Source organism: Vibrio sp. Isolate32, from assembly GCF_022397955.1.
GTDB lineage: Bacteria > Pseudomonadota > Gammaproteobacteria > Enterobacterales > Vibrionaceae > Vibrio.
On the sequence record NZ_JAKEUQ010000001.1, the window covers coordinates 167,795 to 185,578 of the forward strand.

The window sequence follows — 17,784 nt, forward strand, 5'->3', positions numbered from 1 at the left end:
TCATGTATAGCAAAATTTTAGGTACTGGCAGCTACTTGCCATCTCAGGTGCGTACTAACGCAGACTTAGAGAAAATGGTAGAGACTAGTGACGAGTGGATCGTTGCTAGAACAGGTATTAAAGAGCGTCGTATTTCAGCGGAAAACGAAACCGTCGCAGATATGGCGTTTTACGCTGCTGAAAATGCCATTGAAATGGCGGGTATCGACAAAGAAGAGATTGATTTAATCATCGTTGCGACCACCAGTAGTAGCCACACATTCCCGTCTTCGGCGTGTCAGGTACAAGGTAAGCTTGGTATCAAAGGCTGCCCTGCGTTTGATTTGGCTGCAGCATGTTCTGGTTTTGTCTATGCTTTGTCTGTTGCAGATCAGCACATCAAATCAGGCATGTGTAAGAATGTTTTGGTGATTGGCGCCGATGCACTGTCAAAAACCTGTGATCCGACTGACCGCTCTACGATCATCCTATTTGGTGATGCAGCAGGCGCGGTGGTTGTAGGCGCAAGCGAAGAGCCAGGTATTTTGTCGACTCACATTTACTCTGATGGTAAATACGGTGAGCTTCTAAGCCTTGAAGTACCGGAGCGTGGCGGTGATGCGGACAAATGGCTGCACATGGCAGGCAACGAAGTATTCAAAGTGGCGGTAACTCAGCTATCTAAGCTGGTTAAAGACACATTAGCTGCAAATAACATGGATAAGTCAGAGCTTGACTGGTTAGTCCCACACCAAGCGAATTACCGTATTATTTCGGCAACGGCGAAAAAACTGACAATGTCACTTGATCAAGTGGTGGTTACCCTTGATAAACACGGCAACACGTCAGCAGCTACCGTACCAACAGCATTAGATGAAGCTGTTCGTGACGGACGAATTAAACGCGGTCAAACACTTCTATTGGAAGCATTTGGCGGCGGCTTTACTTGGGGTTCTGCGTTAGTTAAATTCTAACCCTAAGCGAAAACCTACAAACAAGGCACATAACTTATGTGCCTTATTCAATTTTTTGCTTTGCTTTGCTTAAAGGAAAATTATAATGAGCAAGTTTGCTATCGTATTCCCAGGCCAAGGCTCTCAAGCTATCGGTATGCTTGCAGACCTAGGCGAACAGTATGATGTTGTTAAACGAACATTTGCTGAAGCTTCAGAAGCACTTGGTTACGATCTATGGGCATTAGTTCAAGATGGCCCAGTAGAAAATCTAAATGAAACTTTCCGCACTCAACCGGCTCTATTAACAGCGTCTGTTGCAATTTGGCGTGTATGGCAAGAGCTTGGCCTAGAGCAACCTGCAAACTTAGCGGGTCACAGTTTAGGTGAATACTCTGCACTAGTGTGTGCTGGCGTTATCGACTTTAAAGAAGCGATTAAGCTAGTTGAACTACGTGGTCAACTAATGCAAGAAGCGGTTCCTGCTGGTGTTGGTGCAATGTACGCAATCATCGGTCTAGACGATGAAGCGATTGCTAAAGCGTGCGAAGAAGCTGCGCAAGACGAAGTTGTGTCTCCAGTTAACTTTAACTCTCCTGGCCAAGTTGTTATCGCGGGTAACAAAGCGGCAGTAGAGCGTGCTGGTGCATTTTGTAAAGAAGCGGGCGCTAAGCGTGCACTTCCGTTACCTGTTTCTGTGCCGTCTCACTGTGCACTGATGAAGCCAGCAGCAGACAAGCTAGCGGTTGCTCTAGAAGCTCTAGAGTTCAACACGCCAGCACTGCCTGTTATCAATAACGTTGATGTTATTGCTGAAACAGACCCTGCAAAAATCAAAGACGCACTTGTTCGTCAGCTATACAGCCCAGTTCGTTGGACTGAAGGTGTACAAGCGATGAACGAGCAAGGCGTTGAGAAGTTACTTGAATTAGGCCCTGGTAAAGTTCTTACTGGTCTAACAAAACGAATCGTAAAAACTATGACAGCTGCTGCAGTTAATGACACTGCATCACTAGAAGCTGCTAAGTAATAACCACTTAATAGAGAAGTTATGATGAATTTAGAAGGCAAAGTTGCACTAGTTACAGGCGCAAGCCGTGGCATCGGTCGTGCAATCGCTGAACTTTTAGTTGAGCGTGGTGCTAAAGTTATCGGTACTGCTACATCTGAAGGCGGCGCTGCTGCAATCAGCGAGTACCTTGGTGAGAACGGTAAAGGTCTTGCTCTTAATGTAACTGATACTGACTCAATTGCTGCTACACTGAAAACCATCAACGATGAATTCGGTGCGATTGACATTCTAGTTAACAACGCAGGTATCACTCGTGATAACCTACTTATGCGTATGAAAGACGACGAGTGGAATGACATCATCGATACTAACCTAACGCCTATCTTCCGCATGTCTAAAGCTGTATTGCGTGGCATGATGAAGAAGCGTCAAGGTCGTATCGTAAACGTTGGTTCTGTAGTAGGTACTATGGGTAACGCTGGTCAAGCTAACTACGCAGCTGCAAAAGCAGGCGTAATTGGTTTTACTAAATCAATGGCTCGTGAAGTTGCGTCTCGTGGCGTTACAGTGAACACTGTAGCTCCTGGTTTCATCGAAACTGACATGACTAAAGCGCTAAATGATGACCAACGTGCAGCAACTTTGGCGAATGTACCAGCAGGTCGACTAGGTGACCCTCGCGAAATCGCTGAAGCTGTGGTATTTTTGGCGTCGCCTGCGGCAGCTTATATCACAGGTGAAACACTTCACGTCAATGGCGGTATGTACATGGTTTAAATTATGTGCAACATTTGTGCATGATTTAAGTCAAGATCATACGTAATTTCGGTTAAAATCGTGAAAATTGTGGTTTGACCAGAAAAGTTGACCTTGCAACTTTCAATAGATTGAATAAACTACGGAAAACATCGCATAAAGCGAACTCTGTAAAGGAAAAGAAAAAATGAGCAACCTCGAAGAACGCGTAAAGAAAATCATTGTTGAACAGCTAGGTGTAGACGAAGCTGAAGTTAAAAACGAAGCTTCTTTCGTTGATGACCTAGGTGCAGATTCTCTAGACACAGTTGAGCTAGTAATGGCTCTAGAAGAAGAATTCGACACTGAAATCCCAGATGAAGAAGCTGAGAAAATTACTACTGTTCAAGCAGCTATCGATTACGTAACTAGCGCTCAGTAATAATCTCTCCCAGGCGGTCACCTCGACCGCCTGTGTTTTCTCTAACTCATCTATCCTCATCTTATCTCCGGAGTGTAAAATCGTGTCCAAGCGTCGTGTAGTTGTCACTGGCATGGGTATGTTGTCACCGGTAGGCAACACTGTAGAATCTTCTTGGAAAGCCCTGCTAGCTGGTCAAAGTGGTATCGTGAATATCGAGCATTTTGATGCAACCAATTTCTCAACTCGTTTTGCAGGTCTAGTTAAAGACTTTAACTGCGAAGAGTACATGTCTAAAAAAGATGCTCGTAAAATGGATCTATTCATCCAGTACGGCGTCGCAGCAGGTGTTCAGGCACTTGATGATTCTGGTCTAACTGTTACTGATGAGAATGCACCACGTATTGGTGTGGCTATCGGTTCTGGTATCGGTGGTCTTGGTTTGATCGAAGCTGGTCACCAAGCGCTTACTGAAAAAGGCCCTCGTAAAATTAGCCCATTCTTTGTTCCGTCAACGATCGTCAACATGATTGCTGGTCACATGTCTATCATGCGTGGTCTACGCGGTCCTAACATCGCTATTTCTACTGCATGTACAACTGGCCTACATAACATTGGTCACGCGGCACGTATGATTGCATACGGCGATGCTGACGCAATGCTAGCGGGTGGTGCTGAAAAAGCATCTACACCACTAGGTATGGGTGGTTTTGGTGCAGCTAAAGCACTATCTACTCGAAACGACGAGCCTCAAAAAGCATCTCGTCCATGGGACAAAGGCCGTGATGGCTTCGTTCTTGGTGACGGTGCGGGCATGATGGTTCTAGAAGAGTACGAACATGCGAAAGCTCGTGGTGCTAAGATTTACTGTGAGCTAGTTGGCTTCGGTATGTCGGGTGACGCTTACCACATGACCTCTCCAAGTGAAGATGGCTCTGGTGGCGCACTAGCAATGGAAGCGGCTATGCGTGATGCAGGCATTACTGGTGAACAAATCGGTTATGTGAATGCACACGGTACATCGACTCCTGCAGGCGACATAGCAGAAGTTAAGGGCATCAAACGTGCTCTTGGCGAAGCTGGCAGCAAGCAAGTATTGGTTTCTTCGACGAAATCAATGACAGGTCACCTTCTAGGTGCCGCTGGTTCTGCTGAAGCTATCATCACGGCTATGTCTCTGGTTGACCAAATTGTTCCACCAACAATCAACCTAGATGATCCTGAAGAAGGCATAGACATTGACTTAGTACCTCACACCGCACGTAAAGTTAGCAACATGGAATATGCTGCATGTAACTCTTTCGGTTTCGGTGGTACAAACGGCTGTTTGATCTTCAAAAAGATTTAATCATCTTATAAAAGACCTAAACGTCGTAGATAGTCATAATTAGACTTGTTTTTAAACGGCTTGATGCTTAGCATTGAGCCGTTTCTTTTTATGGGGAAAAACATGTTTTGGGTTGACGGAGAAAGCCAGCAAACTATCGACATCTTGGATCGCTCGTTTCAATATGGAGACGGCTGTTTTACGACTATGCTTGTCCAAAATGGTGAGATCCAGCACTTTCACGACCATCAGTATCGTGTCGATGAATGTCTAAAAGCGTTACGTATTTCTGCATTAGATTGGAATGTGGTTAACGCGTGGCTCGATAGTGCAATTCAACACATCCAAAACTGCCACCACGAAAGTGAAAACAAGTCTCATAGTAGAAAAGTCGGAATAAAGCTGCATGTTAGCCGTGGTGCTGGTGGGAGAGGCTACAGCACCAAGAACATTGCTAAGCCAACGATTACCATTAGTACGTTTGATTACCCAAGTCATTATAAAGCATGGCAAGACAACGGAGTTGAGCTCGGAGTTTGTCGTCAAGCACTCGGTTTGAGTCCATTGCTTGCAGGTCACAAACATAATAATCGTTTAGAGCAAGTATTGATGAAGGATGAAATGGACCAGGCTGGTGAAGTCGACGGTTTGGTTCTTGATATCTCAGGCAATGTGATTGAAACCACCATGGCCAATCTATTTTGGCGTCAAGGTGAGGTCATTTATACTCCGCAGCTTACCCAAAGTGGTGTTGCAGGCGTTATGCGTAAGCAAGTGTTAACGACGCTGAATCAAACTGAACTTTCCGTTACTATTGGTGACTATTGCTTACCTCAACTCATGCAAGCCGATGAGGTTTTCATCACCAACTCCATTTTAGGGGTTGCCCCTGTTACCCGTATTAGTGAAACCCAATTCGACATTGGAACGGTTACTCGTAGCCTTCAAGGACAACTAAACTCGTGATCAAAAAGTTATTTATTTTTATTATCTTGTGCCTCATCGCAGCTGGCGTTGCCGGGTTTTACGTTTACAACCAAGCGCAAGATAACCTGAAACAAGTTATTCAATTAGAAAAGCCGCAGGTAGTTACCGTTGCTTCAGGCAGCAGCTTTAACCGCGTGCTGGCTCAGTTAATCAATGAGGGCCTATTTGAGGCATCTCCTTATGAGAAATTAATCCGCAAGCTTCACCCTGAGCTTGTTGATGTTAAAGCGGGGACTTTCCTGCTAGAGCCGGGTTTAACGCTTGAGCAAGCGCTACAGGTTCTTGTTGAAGGGAAAGAGCATCAGTTTACTATCACCTTTGTTGAAGGCAGTCGTTTTGACGAGTGGCTTGTTCAGTTAAAGAACAACGAGTTTATTCAACAAACGCTTGATGGTTTGTCTGAAAAAGAGATTGCTGAAAAGCTGGGTATTGAAAATGAGAAGCTAGAAGGTCTGTTCTTAGCGGAAACTTACCACTATACCTACGGCACTACAGATTTAGATTTGCTAAAGCGTGCGCATCGCGATCTCATGAACGTTGTGAACGATGAGTGGGAAAAGAGAGCGGACAAACTGCCTCTTAAGTCACCTTATGAAGCTCTGACTTTGGCATCTATCATTGAGAAAGAGACTGCCGTTGCTTCAGAGCGTGAGCGCGTGTCATCTGTGTTCGTTAACCGTTTGAACAAGCGTATGCGTCTTCAAACGGACCCTACGGTGATTTACGGAATGGGCGATAGCTACGATGGTAACATCCGTAAGAAAGATTTAAGAACCCCAACGCCATACAACACATACACCATGAGTGGCCTGCCGCCAACACCGATTGCTATGGCGGGTCGAGCGTCAATTAATGCGGCTCTGAACCCAGAAAAGAGCAACTACCTCTATTTTGTCGCGAGTGGCACTGGTGGGCATGTATTTTCAAAGAGTTTGGCTGAGCACAACCGTGCAGTACGAGCTTACTTAAAACAATTAAGAAAAAACAAATAAAGAACGAATTATGAATCAGTCGAAATTTATCGTGGTTGAAGGCCTTGAAGGTGCGGGTAAAAGTACAGCTATCAATGCTATCGTTGAGACATTGAAATCTTCTGGTGTTGAAGAGCTCGTAAACACTCGTGAACCTGGCGGTACGGTGTTGGCAGAAAAGATGCGTTCATTGGTTAAAGAAGAGCACGAAGGCGAAAAGCTTCAAGACATGACTGAGTTACTGCTGATGTATGCTGCACGTGTTCAATTAGTCGAAAACGTGATTAAGCCGGCTTTAGATAGCGGTAAATGGGTATTAGGTGATCGTCATGATATGTCTTCTCAAGCGTATCAAGGTGGTGGTCGCCAGATCGCTCGCACGACAATGGAATCATTGAAAGCAACCACGCTAGGCGATTTTAAGCCTGATTTAACTCTATACTTGGACTTAGACCCTAGAGTAGGGCTTGAGCGTGCACGTGGCCGTGGTGAGCTAGATAGAATCGAAAAGATGGATATCTCTTTCTTCGATCGCACGCGTGAACGTTACCTTGAGATCGCAGCACAAGATGACTCGGTTCTTGTGATCAATGCAGAGCAAGAAATAGAACAAGTAGCCGCGGATATTAAGCAAGCGCTTAGTTCGTGGCTAGACCAACAGTAGGTAGCCATGGCGGAAGTGTATTCTTGGCTCACGCCAGTTTGGAGTGAGTGGAAAAAAAACCTCGATGCTGAGCGTTTTCCGAATTCTGTGATTGTTAATGCGCCGCAAGGGTTGGGCGTTGATGCTCTCATTGGCCAACTTACCGATGCATTAATGTGCACAAACTATGAAAGTGAGGCGTGTGGTTTTTGCCACAGCTGTGAATTGATGAAATCGGGTAGCCATCCAGATTTTCATGTCATCTCGCCAGAGAAAGAAGGCAAATCGATCACGGTTGATCAAGTACGTGCTAGCAATCGCTGGGCTCAAGAATCATCTCAGTTGGGCGGTTTACGCGTTATCTTACTTGAACCTGCTGAGGTGATGAATGAGTCGGCTTCCAATGCTTTGCTGAAAACTCTCGAAGAGCCATCAAGCCAGTGTATTTTCATTCTGTCGACTCGTAACAGCAATCGCCTAATGCCAACCATCATCAGTCGCTGTCAGCAATTCAATGTGGTGAGCCCACAATTGGAAGCGGGCTCAGCATGGCTTGATGGGGAAGTAGGTAAGGCTGTGCCACCGTATATTTTGGCACTCAACGATAATGCGCCGTTGAAAGCGAAAGCGATGTTTGAAGAAGGCGGTGTAGAGGCTTCCGAGAAAGTATTCGACGGTTTCGTTCATATCGTCAAAGGCACTCAGCCTGACATGCTTAAGTTCTCGACTGAACTTGCTAAAGATCCTTTGATGCAGCTTGGTTGGTTATGGCACTTACTTTCAGATGTACAGAAGTTGCATTTCGGTTTGGCAAATAATGCCATGACCCCAAGTGCTAACGCGCTGTGTGAGGTGATGTCTTACCAAAGCGCCTATACTGCAGCACATAAACTGTTGATACTGATTGAGCAGTTGAAGCAACACCCTGGGCTCAATACGGAGCTACTCATAATGAATTGGCTGATAGCCACTTGCGAGGAAACATGTTCGTAGATTCCCACTGTCATTTAGACAAGCTGGATTACCAAGATTTACACACCAGTGTAGAAGATGTCGTTAACAAAGCGAAAGCAGCGAATGTTGACCAACTACTTTCTGTGGGTGTGACACTAGATTCGTTTGAAAACATGCTCGAAATGATAGCGCCGTTTGATAACGTTAAAGCGTCTTGTGGCGTCCATCCTCTTGATGTTGAAAGTGATTTCAGCCTTGAAAGAATGCGTGAATACGCGAGTAACCCTAAAGTGGTTGCGATAGGTGAAACCGGCTTAGATTACCACTATCAACCTGAAACTGCGGAATTGCAGCAACTGCGATTCAAACAGCATGTTGAGCTAGCGGTAGAACTGAACAAGCCTTTGATCATTCACACTCGTAATGCGCGTGAAGATACGCTTGCGATTCTTCGTGACGGTGGCGCAGAGAAGTGCGGTGGTGTCATCCACTGTTTTACTGAAGATCAGGCGTTTGCTGAAGCGGCTATGGAATTAGGGTTCTATATTTCAATTTCAGGCATTGTGACCTTTAAGCAAGCAACAGAACTTAAAGAGGTTGTTAAAAACCTACCGTTAGATAGGCTACTAATTGAAACGGACTCTCCATATTTGGCGCCAATCCCATATCGCGGAAAGCAGAATCAGCCTGCATATGTCGTTGAGGTGGCAGCCTATATTGCGCAGTTGAAGGGCATTTCGATGAAAGAGGTTGCTGAACAAACGACCAAAAATTACCAGAAACTTTTTTTGCGATAAAAAATGAACTAAACAAATAAAAGGGAGCGAAAGCTCCCTTTTTGTGTTTTTGATCACCAAAAAATACGTTTTTTTTAATGTTTACGAATTATGTTGAACTTGGGAGCGTGAATTATAACATTTGTAATTTTGTTACTAAAAATAACATTCACTCTTATTTTATTTACCCAGTAAAATAATAATGACTTTCAAAAATATGATTTAATATCAATGATTTATTTTGTTGTAAACCATTGCATTTCTAAATTTGACATGTGATCCAAGACGTGTTTTGAAACTAAATTTCGTAAGTCACTAGAAAGTTAGTTCTGCATCAATATATATTTAGCGGCAGAAAATATAATGCAATACATGGTTACATTTTCACTGGGTGCTAACATATAGGCTACGGGGGTGTGCCGTTAGAACCCATATAATTATTTTATCTTTATCAGGAGCATAAACATGTTTAAGAACCTTTTTGCTAGCCTGCAAAAAGTTGGTAAGTCTCTGATGCTTCCAGTATCAGTTTTACCAGTTGCGGGTATTTTGCTAGGTGTCGGTGCAGCAGATCTTTCTTTCATTCCAGAAATTGTTTCAAACTTAATGGAACAAGCCGGTGGTTCAGTATTTGGTCAAATGGGGTTGTTGTTCGCAGTAGGTGTAGCGCTTGGTTTTACTAACAACGACGGTGTGGCAGCTTTAGCTGCTATCGTTGGTTATGGGATCATGGCCGCAATACTCGCTGTAATGGCTGGTCTAGATGTTTCGTCTGCTAAGGAAGCAGCGTTGGCAGCTGGTACGAGCTTAGATGACTTAGCCATAATGCTGATCGAAAAACGTTATGATACAGGTGTATTTGGTGGCATCCTCATCGGCGGTTTGACAGCTTGGGCGTTTAACCGCTTCTTTAGAGTACAACTTCCTGAATACTTGGGTTTTTTCTCTGGTAAGCGTGCGGTACCTATTGTAACGGGCTTTCTTGCCATTGCCCTCGCACTAATTCTGTCTGTCGTGTGGCCTCCTGTGGCGGCCGTAATGCAGGCTTTTTCTGATTGGGCTGTTCACCAAAACCCACAAGTTGCGTTTGGTATTTACGGTGTTGTTGAACGTTCTTTGATTCCATTTGGCCTTCATCACGTTTGGAATGTTCCTTTCTTCTTCCAAGCTGGTGAATGTATCAATGCTGCTGGCGAAACTCAAAATGGTGTTCTTACTTGTTACCTAGTCGCTGATGATGCGTCTCGTGCAGCGGGCAATGGCTTCGGTCAGCTAGCTGGTGGTTACATGTTCAAGATGTTTGGTCTACCTGCTGCTGCAATCGCGATTGCACACTCAGCTAAGCCTGAAAACCGTGCCAAAGTAATGGGTATCATGGCTTCTGCTGCGTTAACTTCATTCCTAACGGGTATCACTGAACCAATCGAATTTTCATTCCTATTTGTTGCTCCAGTACTGTACGCAATCCACGCTCTACTAGCGGGTTCTGCTTACGTTCTTGCGAACACTCTAGGTTTTGTACACGGTACATCTTTCTCACATGGTCTAATCGACTTCCTAGTTCTATCTGGCCACGCGTCTAAGATGGGTCTAATGATTGTTTGTGGTATTGCTTACGCTGCAATCTACTACATCGTATTCCGCACTGTGATTAAAGCTCTAGACCTTAAAACTCCAGGCCGTGAAGACGAGTCAGAAGACGAAGCAGTTGCGACTGGTTCTGAACTTGCTGGTGAGTTAGTTGCTGCATTCGGTGGCAAAGCGAACATCACTGGTCTTGACGCTTGTATTACTCGTCTACGTGTCGCAGTTGCTGATACAGCAGTTGTTGACCAAGACAAGCTGAAGAAACTAGGCGCTGCAGGTGTTGTAGTAGTAGCGGGTGGCGTACAAGCTATCTTCGGTACTAAATCTGACAACCTGAAAACAGACATGGATGAGTGGATCCGTAACAACGGTTAATTCACTGATTCAACAAATTGAAAGGAGGCCTAAAGGCCTCTTTTTTGTTTTCTACTGTTTCATCAGGCTTATTCTTTTATCTCTCAGTTATTTACCATTTATTTGAAACTGTTCACCTATGCTCATCATCTTTGGTGGTCTGCTATCTTTAACTTTATGATGACAAATGGTGTTGGTTTTTAATTAACCTACCGCTTTCTGAAACAGTTTGAGAATACTATGAAACATCGTTACTTGATTGGCCTTATGTGCGGCAGCCTCACCTCGTTTGCTCATGCTTCTGAAGCTCCTGCGTTAGAAGTTGGTTTAGCCGTTGACCAAGATCTGAGTGCCGTTGTTGAGTTTGACCAGAAATACCGTGTCACTGTTGGCAATGACGGTGCTGCATTTGATTATATTTGGAAGCGTGGTCAGTTTGAGACAGAAGCGCCATTGACCTGGTATGTTGGTGCGGGTGCATGGGCAGAGTGGAATGACGGCTTTGGTTTGCGTTTACCGTTAGGTGTCAAAGTGAACTTCTACGAAGGTTGGAATGCGTACGCACAGCTTCACCCAGAACTCGACATGTACAAAGGCGTTGAACTGCAGCTAGGTGGTGCTCTGGGCTTAACCTACAAGTTCTAAGGTTGAACTTCAAATTAGCTACAGCAAAAAGCCAGCGATACGCTGGCTTTTTCATTTTTTGATTTATTACTATCTAGAAAGTAAAACTTAACCCGACATTAGCTTGGAATTGGTTCATCCAGTCGGTATCAAAGCGGATAATACAGTCCTGACCTTTGCTAGGGATGTTACACACACCGGATGTGTCGTTATCAACCACCGTACCCAACCAACGAACTTGGGTATTAAGCGCTAAGCGATCGCTCAATTTATACTCTAAGCCGCCAAAGATTGACGTAGAGAAGCCGTATTTATCTTTCGCCCAATCCACATCGACATATGAGGCGCCAAGGCCTAAGCCTAGGTATCCAGACAATACCGAGGAAGTCGGATAATAAATGCTACTTTGAAAGTGCAGATATTGGATCGAGGAGCTCAGGTTTAGCGTTTCCAGCTCAGAGCTTTGGTTTGAGTAAAAGAAACCAATACGTCCTTTCTCAAGTGGTGTCTCAATCGCAAAGGTGTAGTTTTCAGATCCTTTCATGTCATAGGTTTTGCCATCTTGATCTTCGACACTACCACCGCTGGTATAACCAACCATCGGAGTAATAATGATCTCCGGCGAGGCATAAACACTCGAAGCCGAGAGAAGCGCAACCAACATCGACATATTTACTTTGTTATTCATGAGTATATCCTTATCCATACACCTACTAATTGTGATGGTTACATCAATATCGTGCGACTAATTTCGACGATTCTTGAAGATACTTCACACACCTGATAGTACTTAAATAGAGACTCGACAAATTAATAATAAGCCAGAGGTGCCTATGGAACATAATCTGAAAAATGCCCTACAAATTACAGCGTTTATTTACTTCATCATTCTTTCATTTGGCTTTATTGCGATTGGTAGTTAATACCATTTATTGCGAGGCTGAGTTTTCATACTCAGGGAATAATGAATAGTGGGATTGTAACCAATATTGATACAGCAATAGACTTAGATTATTACGCTAAGTTTATTGCTGGTAAAACAGCACTGGTCGCTCAAGGTGGCGGACAGAGAAGTATTTTTACCTCAGGCGTTCTCGACGCTTTTCTCCTTTATAATTTTGACCCCTTCGATGAATTTTTCGGAACCTCAGCAGGTGCCCTTAACTTATGTGCCTATTTGTGCCGTGATAAAGGCTTAGGGCGTTCTTTTGTCCTTGACCTAACCACGTCTCCAGAGTTCTTTAATCTGTTCTCTTACATACGGCACAGGAAGAATTTAGGGCTTGAGTGGGCCTTAGAGCAAATCATGGCTTACCCTTATAAGCTCGATCTTGATTTAGGGCGGCAAACCTTAGGTGAACGCCACTTCTATGCAGCGGTTACGGATTCTAAAGATTTACGAGATCACTATTTTCCTCTGTTGGGAGACGATTGGTACAAGGTGATGATTGCGACTTGTGCTATCCCTCGTTTATACAATGATGAGATCTTGATTGGTGATAGCGCTTATGTGGATGGCGGTGTGTCTGCCTCTATTCCCGTTCAAGAAGCTTGGCGTAGGCAAGCTCGTTCTATAGTGGTGATTCGTACTGAACCAGTAACGGATGAAGAGGGGAGGCCGCTAGTTCAAGCGCCGCAGCAGCAACAGAAAATTCAAGCACCTAAACCGGTAACCGCCGAGGAGCTTGAATGGTTCCGAGAATCGTTTGATAGTGTTCAAGACCATTGGCAACAAAAAGTGGAGCAATGGAAATCGGACTGGAGCACTTTCTTTCAACAGCAGATCTTTCGCTCCAAAGAACAGAAGCGAGACCGTGGGCATTTAGATTTGCTTAATGGCGGCCGATGGTTGTTTGGCGCTGATGATATTTACCGTTTAAGCCATTTAATTGGTGATAAGTTTGATTCTGGGTTGGCCGACATGTTGATGGTGCATTATCAAACCTACTCGTTGACTCAAGACTTTTTGAATTCTCCTCCAGACGATGCCTTTGTGGTGCAGATCGCGCCAAGTAAACCGTTAAAATCGAGCTCTTTAATGAGTGACAAAGAAGACTTGCTCCATGATTACGAATTGGGTTTAGAAGCTGGCTACCGATTCGTTGAAATTTATACAACAACGGAAAACGCTCGCTGTTCGCACATGCCGCAGCTGGCAAGCGTTGTTATAGATAAATAATGCGTGCGGAATGCTATAGCTAGCTTCGTGGTTTGCATATATAGCTCGTCATGTACTGAAATGAAAAAGGGTTATTGAACTTAGTTCGATAACCCTTTTACTTTTATCTCATGTTGTCGCTACTTATTGGCTTCAACTGCTTTTAGCTAGGTGACAGGTAGGATTCTCATACAGTTGGTTGAGCCAGCCACGTCCATGATATCGCCTTGAGTAATGATCACGAGATCACCAAACTTGAGGTGTCCTTTCTCTTTTAGGCAAGCAAGTGTTGATAGTGCAATGTCAAAGCTGTCTTTGGCTTCTGTCTCAAAGTAGATAGGTGTTACGCCTCGATATAAGGTACAACGGTTTAGCGTTCCTTCGTTACGAGACAGAGCGTAGATAGGCATGTCAGCACTTAAGCGAGACATCATCAAAGCAGTGCGCCCAGACTCAGTCAGCGTGACTACACCTTTAATGCCTTCCATGTGGTTGGCAGAGTAGATGGTTGCCATTGATACTGTTTCTTCTGCTGTCACGAAAGTGCGGTCAATTCGGTAGTTGGACTGATTGACGTTTGCCATTTTCTCGGCACCCACACACACTTCAGCCATCGATTTGACAGTCTCTACTGGATATTGCCCCGCAGCAGTTTCACCAGACAGCATTACCGCATCAGTACCATCAAGCACAGCGTTCGCTACATCCATTACTTCAGCACGGGTAGGCATTGGAGCGGAGATCATTGATTCCATCATCTGAGTTGCAGTAATGATAGTGCGGTTAAGAGCCCTAGCACGGCGTATAAGCTGTTTTTGTACACCGACTAACTCTGGGTCTCCAATTTCTACTCCGAGGTCACCACGAGCCACCATGACAACATCTGAAGCCATTATGATGTCATCCATGTTCTCAACGGTCGATACCGTCTCTGCTCGCTCTACTTTGGCGACAAGGTGAGCTTCTAAGCCTGCTTCACGCGCAAGTTGACGAGCGTAGTGCATGTCTTCGCCGTTACGTGGGAAAGAGACGGCGAGGTAATCGACTTGGATTTGGGCGGCGGTGACGATGTCTCGTTTGTCTTTGTCGGTTAGCGCTTCTGCAGAAAGCCCACCGCCTTTTTTGTTGATGCCTTTGTTGTTGGATAGCGGGCCACCTATGATGACTTCGGTATGAACGCGGCAACCTTCGACCTTGGTGACTTTAAGTTGCACTCGTCCATCATCAAGTAACAGAACGTCTCCGGCTGAGACATCGTTCGGCAGCTCTTTGTAGTCGAGACCTACGGCTTGCTGGTCGCCTTCACCTAAACCTAGGCTGCTGTCGAGAGTGAATTCATCACCAACAACCAGTTGAATCTTTCCATCTCTGAATGTCGACACACGAATCTTGGGACCTTGAAGGTCGCCGAGGATAGCAATTTGTGTCCCCAGTTTTTTTGCGATTGCTCTGACTTTTTCTGCACGTTGTATATGGTCGTCGCTGCTGCCATGGGAGAAGTTCATACGAACAATATTGGCACCGGCCTTGATGATCTCTTCAAGCACGTTGCCTTTATCGGTAGATGGGCCTAGCGTTGTGACGATTTTCGTTTTTCTTAATTCAGCTGTCATGAATACTCCTAGAGTGAGGCCTGTAATCTTTTTAAAAGACTGAATTAAGTATATGCATTAATTGATAATTTATTGGGAGCTAAGAGGATATTTCTGTATTTGCCCTTAATTATTGAATTCAGGGCTCAAACGCGATGTTTTATTCTGAAAATTAAGTCGCAAATTATCGATGTGGGTGTTAATTTTCCTTAAACTATTTGACTCGATACACAAAGATTCATGTATATACGTGATACTGGTCACGGCGATATACCAAGTGACTTCACAATTACTTCGCAAAGTAAAAAAATTATCCCGTTGATGATTTCTGGAGCGTAAAATGTACATGGCTCAACCGGGCCATATTGATCATATCAAACAGGTCAATGCTGGTCGTGTATATAAACTAATTGACCTTAAAGGTCCTATTTCTCGTATCGATCTGTCCAAACAAAGTGAGTTGGCTCCGGCGAGTATTACCAAAATTACCCGTGAACTCATGGAAGCGCACCTTATCCATGAAACGACGGTTCAAGAAGCCACAACTCGTGGACGTCCTGCTGTGGGCTTGCAAACCAACAATGAAGGTTGGCAATTCTTGTCGATGCGCCTTGGACGCGGGTATCTCACTATCGCGCTTCATGAGTTGGGCGGCGATGTACTTATCGATACTAAGATCGACATTCACGAACGCGACCAAGATGATGTGCTTGCGCGTCTCCTTCACGAAATCGACGAATTCTTCCAAACTTATGCTGAGCAGCTCGACAGGGTAACCAGTATCGCGATCACGCTTCCTGGCCTTGTGAATTCAGAGCAGGGTATTGTGCTGCAAATGCCGCATTATAATGTCGAAAACTTAGCTTTGGGCCCTGAGATCTACAAAGAGACGGGCTTGCCGGTTTTTATTGCCAATGATACTCGTGCTTGGGCATTAGCTGAGAAGCTGTTTGGTAACTCTCAAGACAATGACAATTCTGTCTTAATTTCTATTCACCACGGCTTAGGTGCCGGGATTATTCTTGATGGCCGCGTTTTGCAAGGTCGTCACGGAAACATCGGTGAATTGGGTCATATCCAGATCGATAAGGAAGGTAAGCTGTGTCATTGTGGTAACCGAGGCTGCTTAGAGACGGTTGCGAGTTCACAGGCGATTCGTGAGCAAGTGAAAGAGCGTTTAGCCAATGGTGAGGAATCCACGTTGACTGCTTTTGAAGATGTCACGATTGAACAAATCTGTGCTGCTGCGGCTGATGGTGATCCGCTGGCGGTTGAAGTGATTGAGCAGTTAGGCCGTTACCTAGGTTCAGCGATTGCCATTGTGATTAACCTATTCAACCCAGAGAAAATCTTAGTCGGTGGTGTCATTAACCAAGCTAAGAGCGTTCTGTACCCTGCGATTCAGACGTGTATCGAAGAGCAGAGCTTATCGGTTTACCACCAAGATTTAGAGCTGGTGGAATCTCGATTCTACAAACAAGCAACGATGCCAGGTGCTGCGCTTATCAAGCAGGCTCTTTATGACGGTCAGTTGTTAATGAAAGTTATTGAAGGCTAACTCTTTTTCTCTTCTTTTAGCCTTCCCTCGAACCTTTCCATGTACTTAAGCTTTGTATAACAGCATTTATTGTATTTAGTTTAAGCAATCTGTGCATTAGCACTTTGCTTTAACCTATTGAAGTAGGCTATTGTAGCCACAGTTATTATTTGTCACTAAGGTGTTGTATGTCTGGCGTTTTAAATTCGGTTGATCAGAGAACGAAACTGGTTGGTGAAAACCGTCTGGAGCTCTTGTTATTCAGCTTAAATAGTCGTCAATTATTTGCGATTAACGTATTTAAAGTTAAAGAAGTGCTAAAAGTGCCGGTACTTACTCGTTTACCTGGATCTCATCATCACATTACGGGTGTAGCTTCTTTGCGAGGCGAATCTGTGCCTGTGATTGATCTGCGTGGCGCTATTGGCTTTCCGCCATCGCGTGCTGAATCGCAAGAGAGTAACTTGATCATTACGGAGTACAACCGAACCGTACAAGGCTTTTTGGTTGGGCAAGTTCGCAATATCGTTAATACAATGTGGACAGAAATTCAGCCACCACCAAAGACAACAGGTCGCGCTAATTACTTAACCGCTATCACACATATTCAAGAAGAAGATCAGCACAAAATCGTTGAGATCATCGACGTTGAAAAGGTGTTGGCTGAGATCATCGATTACGATGTGTCGATCTCTGAAGGTGTGTTAGATGAGCAGTTAGCTCAAGAGATGATAGGGCGTAATGTACTTATCGTTGATGACTCTTCAACCGCGCGTAACCAGATTAAAGGTACCTTATCGCAACTGGGTTTGAACATTATTGAATGTTGTGATGGTTTAGAAGCACTGACCTTACTTAAGGGCTGGTGTGATGAAGGTAAAGACATCAATCAAGAAATATTGTTGATGATCACCGATGCTGAAATGCCTGAAATGGACGGCTATAAACTGACACATGAAGTGCGATCGGACCCGAGAATGCACGACCTGTTTATTACACTAAATACTTCATTAAGCGGAAGTTTTAATGAAGCAATGGTGGAGAAAGTAGGGTGTAACCGCTTCATTTCTAAGTTCCAACCTGACTTGTTGGTTGAGGTAACTCAAGAGCGTATGCGTCAGATTTTGTAAATTATACCGACATGCAGTCTGTTTTGAGTGATCTTATGGAAAAC

General features: G+C 44.5%; 18 protein-coding genes. 16 read left to right on the forward strand and 2 right to left on the reverse strand.

Going from position 1 to position 17,784, the window contains the following annotated elements:
• Window positions 1-2 precede the first annotated feature (2 nt).
• From L1D11_RS00720 to L1D11_RS00775, 12 genes are all read left to right on the forward strand, one after another.
• The gene (locus L1D11_RS00720; protein WP_239834183.1) at window positions 3-953 is read left to right on the forward strand and encodes a beta-ketoacyl-ACP synthase III; all 951 of its coding nucleotides are present in this window, start codon (window positions 3-5) and stop codon (window positions 951-953) included.
• Between the two features lie 85 nt (window positions 954-1,038).
• Window positions 1,039-1,962: an ACP S-malonyltransferase gene (fabD, locus tag L1D11_RS00725; RefSeq protein ID WP_239834182.1), complete on the forward strand. Its 924-nt coding sequence runs from the start codon at window positions 1,039-1,041 to the stop codon at window positions 1,960-1,962.
• A gap of 24 nt (window positions 1,963-1,986) precedes the next feature.
• Complete coding sequence (fabG, locus tag L1D11_RS00730) at window positions 1,987-2,721, forward strand: 3-oxoacyl-ACP reductase FabG (protein WP_029235138.1); 735 nt, start codon at window positions 1,987-1,989, stop codon at window positions 2,719-2,721.
• 166 nt (window positions 2,722-2,887) lie between these two features.
• Window positions 2,888-3,121 carry an acyl carrier protein gene (acpP, locus tag L1D11_RS00735; protein ID WP_004737381.1) on the forward strand — a complete coding sequence of 78 codons (234 nt, stop codon included), beginning with the start codon at window positions 2,888-2,890 and terminating at the stop codon, window positions 3,119-3,121.
• Window positions 3,122-3,203: 82 nt separating this feature from the next.
• Complete coding sequence (gene fabF, locus L1D11_RS00740) at window positions 3,204-4,448, forward strand: beta-ketoacyl-ACP synthase II (RefSeq protein ID WP_239834181.1); 1,245 nt, start codon at window positions 3,204-3,206, stop codon at window positions 4,446-4,448.
• A 102-nt stretch (window positions 4,449-4,550) separates the two neighbouring features.
• Window positions 4,551-5,393: an aminodeoxychorismate lyase gene (pabC, locus tag L1D11_RS00745; RefSeq protein ID WP_239834180.1), complete on the forward strand. Its 843-nt coding sequence runs from the start codon at window positions 4,551-4,553 to the stop codon at window positions 5,391-5,393.
• Window positions 5,390-6,406, forward strand: coding sequence for an endolytic transglycosylase MltG (mltG, locus tag L1D11_RS00750; protein ID WP_239834179.1), 1,017 nt, complete (start codon window positions 5,390-5,392; stop codon window positions 6,404-6,406). Before pabC ends, mltG begins: the two co-directional genes overlap by 4 nt.
• Before the next feature lie 10 nt (window positions 6,407-6,416).
• Window positions 6,417-7,049, forward strand: a complete 633-nt coding sequence (tmk, locus tag L1D11_RS00755; RefSeq protein WP_239834178.1) for a dTMP kinase — start codon at window positions 6,417-6,419, stop codon at window positions 7,047-7,049.
• Between the two features lie 6 nt (window positions 7,050-7,055).
• Window positions 7,056-8,021 (forward strand): DNA polymerase III subunit delta', encoded by a 966-nt coding sequence (locus L1D11_RS00760; protein WP_239834177.1) that lies wholly within the window; start codon window positions 7,056-7,058, stop codon window positions 8,019-8,021.
• The gene (locus L1D11_RS00765; protein WP_171366611.1) at window positions 8,012-8,779 is read left to right on the forward strand and encodes a YchF/TatD family DNA exonuclease; all 768 of its coding nucleotides are present in this window, start codon (window positions 8,012-8,014) and stop codon (window positions 8,777-8,779) included. The genes L1D11_RS00760 and L1D11_RS00765 overlap by 10 nt, the downstream gene beginning before the upstream one ends.
• A 444-nt stretch (window positions 8,780-9,223) precedes the next feature.
• A complete protein-coding gene (ptsG, locus tag L1D11_RS00770; RefSeq protein ID WP_239833096.1) occupies window positions 9,224-10,720 on the forward strand; it encodes a PTS glucose transporter subunit IIBC in 1,497 nt (498 codons plus the stop codon).
• Window positions 10,721-10,939: 219 nt separating this feature from the next.
• Window positions 10,940-11,344 (forward strand): hypothetical protein, encoded by a 405-nt coding sequence (locus L1D11_RS00775; protein ID WP_239833097.1) that lies wholly within the window; start codon window positions 10,940-10,942, stop codon window positions 11,342-11,344.
• Between the two features lie 73 nt (window positions 11,345-11,417).
• On the opposite strand, the gene L1D11_RS00780 is transcribed toward L1D11_RS00775, so the two are convergent.
• A complete protein-coding gene (locus tag L1D11_RS00780; protein WP_239833098.1) occupies window positions 11,418-12,011 on the reverse strand; it encodes a porin family protein in 594 nt (197 codons plus the stop codon).
• A gap of 145 nt (window positions 12,012-12,156) precedes the next feature.
• Between L1D11_RS00780 and L1D11_RS00785 the strand changes: the two genes are divergently transcribed.
• Window positions 12,157-12,246, forward strand: a complete 90-nt coding sequence (locus L1D11_RS00785; protein ID WP_157618783.1) for a YnhF family membrane protein — start codon at window positions 12,157-12,159, stop codon at window positions 12,244-12,246.
• Window positions 12,247-12,287: 41 nt separating this feature from the next.
• A complete protein-coding gene (locus L1D11_RS00790) occupies window positions 12,288-13,502 on the forward strand; it encodes a DUF6363 domain-containing protein (RefSeq protein ID WP_239833099.1) in 1,215 nt (404 codons plus the stop codon).
• A 146-nt stretch (window positions 13,503-13,648) separates the two neighbouring features.
• On the opposite strand, the gene pyk is transcribed toward L1D11_RS00790, so the two are convergent.
• On the reverse strand, window positions 13,649-15,094 hold the full coding sequence (gene pyk, locus L1D11_RS00795; RefSeq protein WP_239833100.1) for a pyruvate kinase: 1,446 nt from the start codon (window positions 15,092-15,094) through the stop codon (window positions 13,649-13,651).
• A gap of 319 nt (window positions 15,095-15,413) precedes the next feature.
• Between pyk and L1D11_RS00800 the strand changes: the two genes are divergently transcribed.
• Window positions 15,414-16,631, forward strand: coding sequence for an ROK family protein (locus tag L1D11_RS00800; protein ID WP_239833101.1), 1,218 nt, complete (start codon window positions 15,414-15,416; stop codon window positions 16,629-16,631).
• Between the two features lie 167 nt (window positions 16,632-16,798).
• The gene (locus L1D11_RS00805; protein ID WP_239833102.1) at window positions 16,799-17,740 is read left to right on the forward strand and encodes a chemotaxis protein CheV; all 942 of its coding nucleotides are present in this window, start codon (window positions 16,799-16,801) and stop codon (window positions 17,738-17,740) included.
• The last annotated feature ends 44 nt before the right edge of the window (window positions 17,741-17,784 follow it).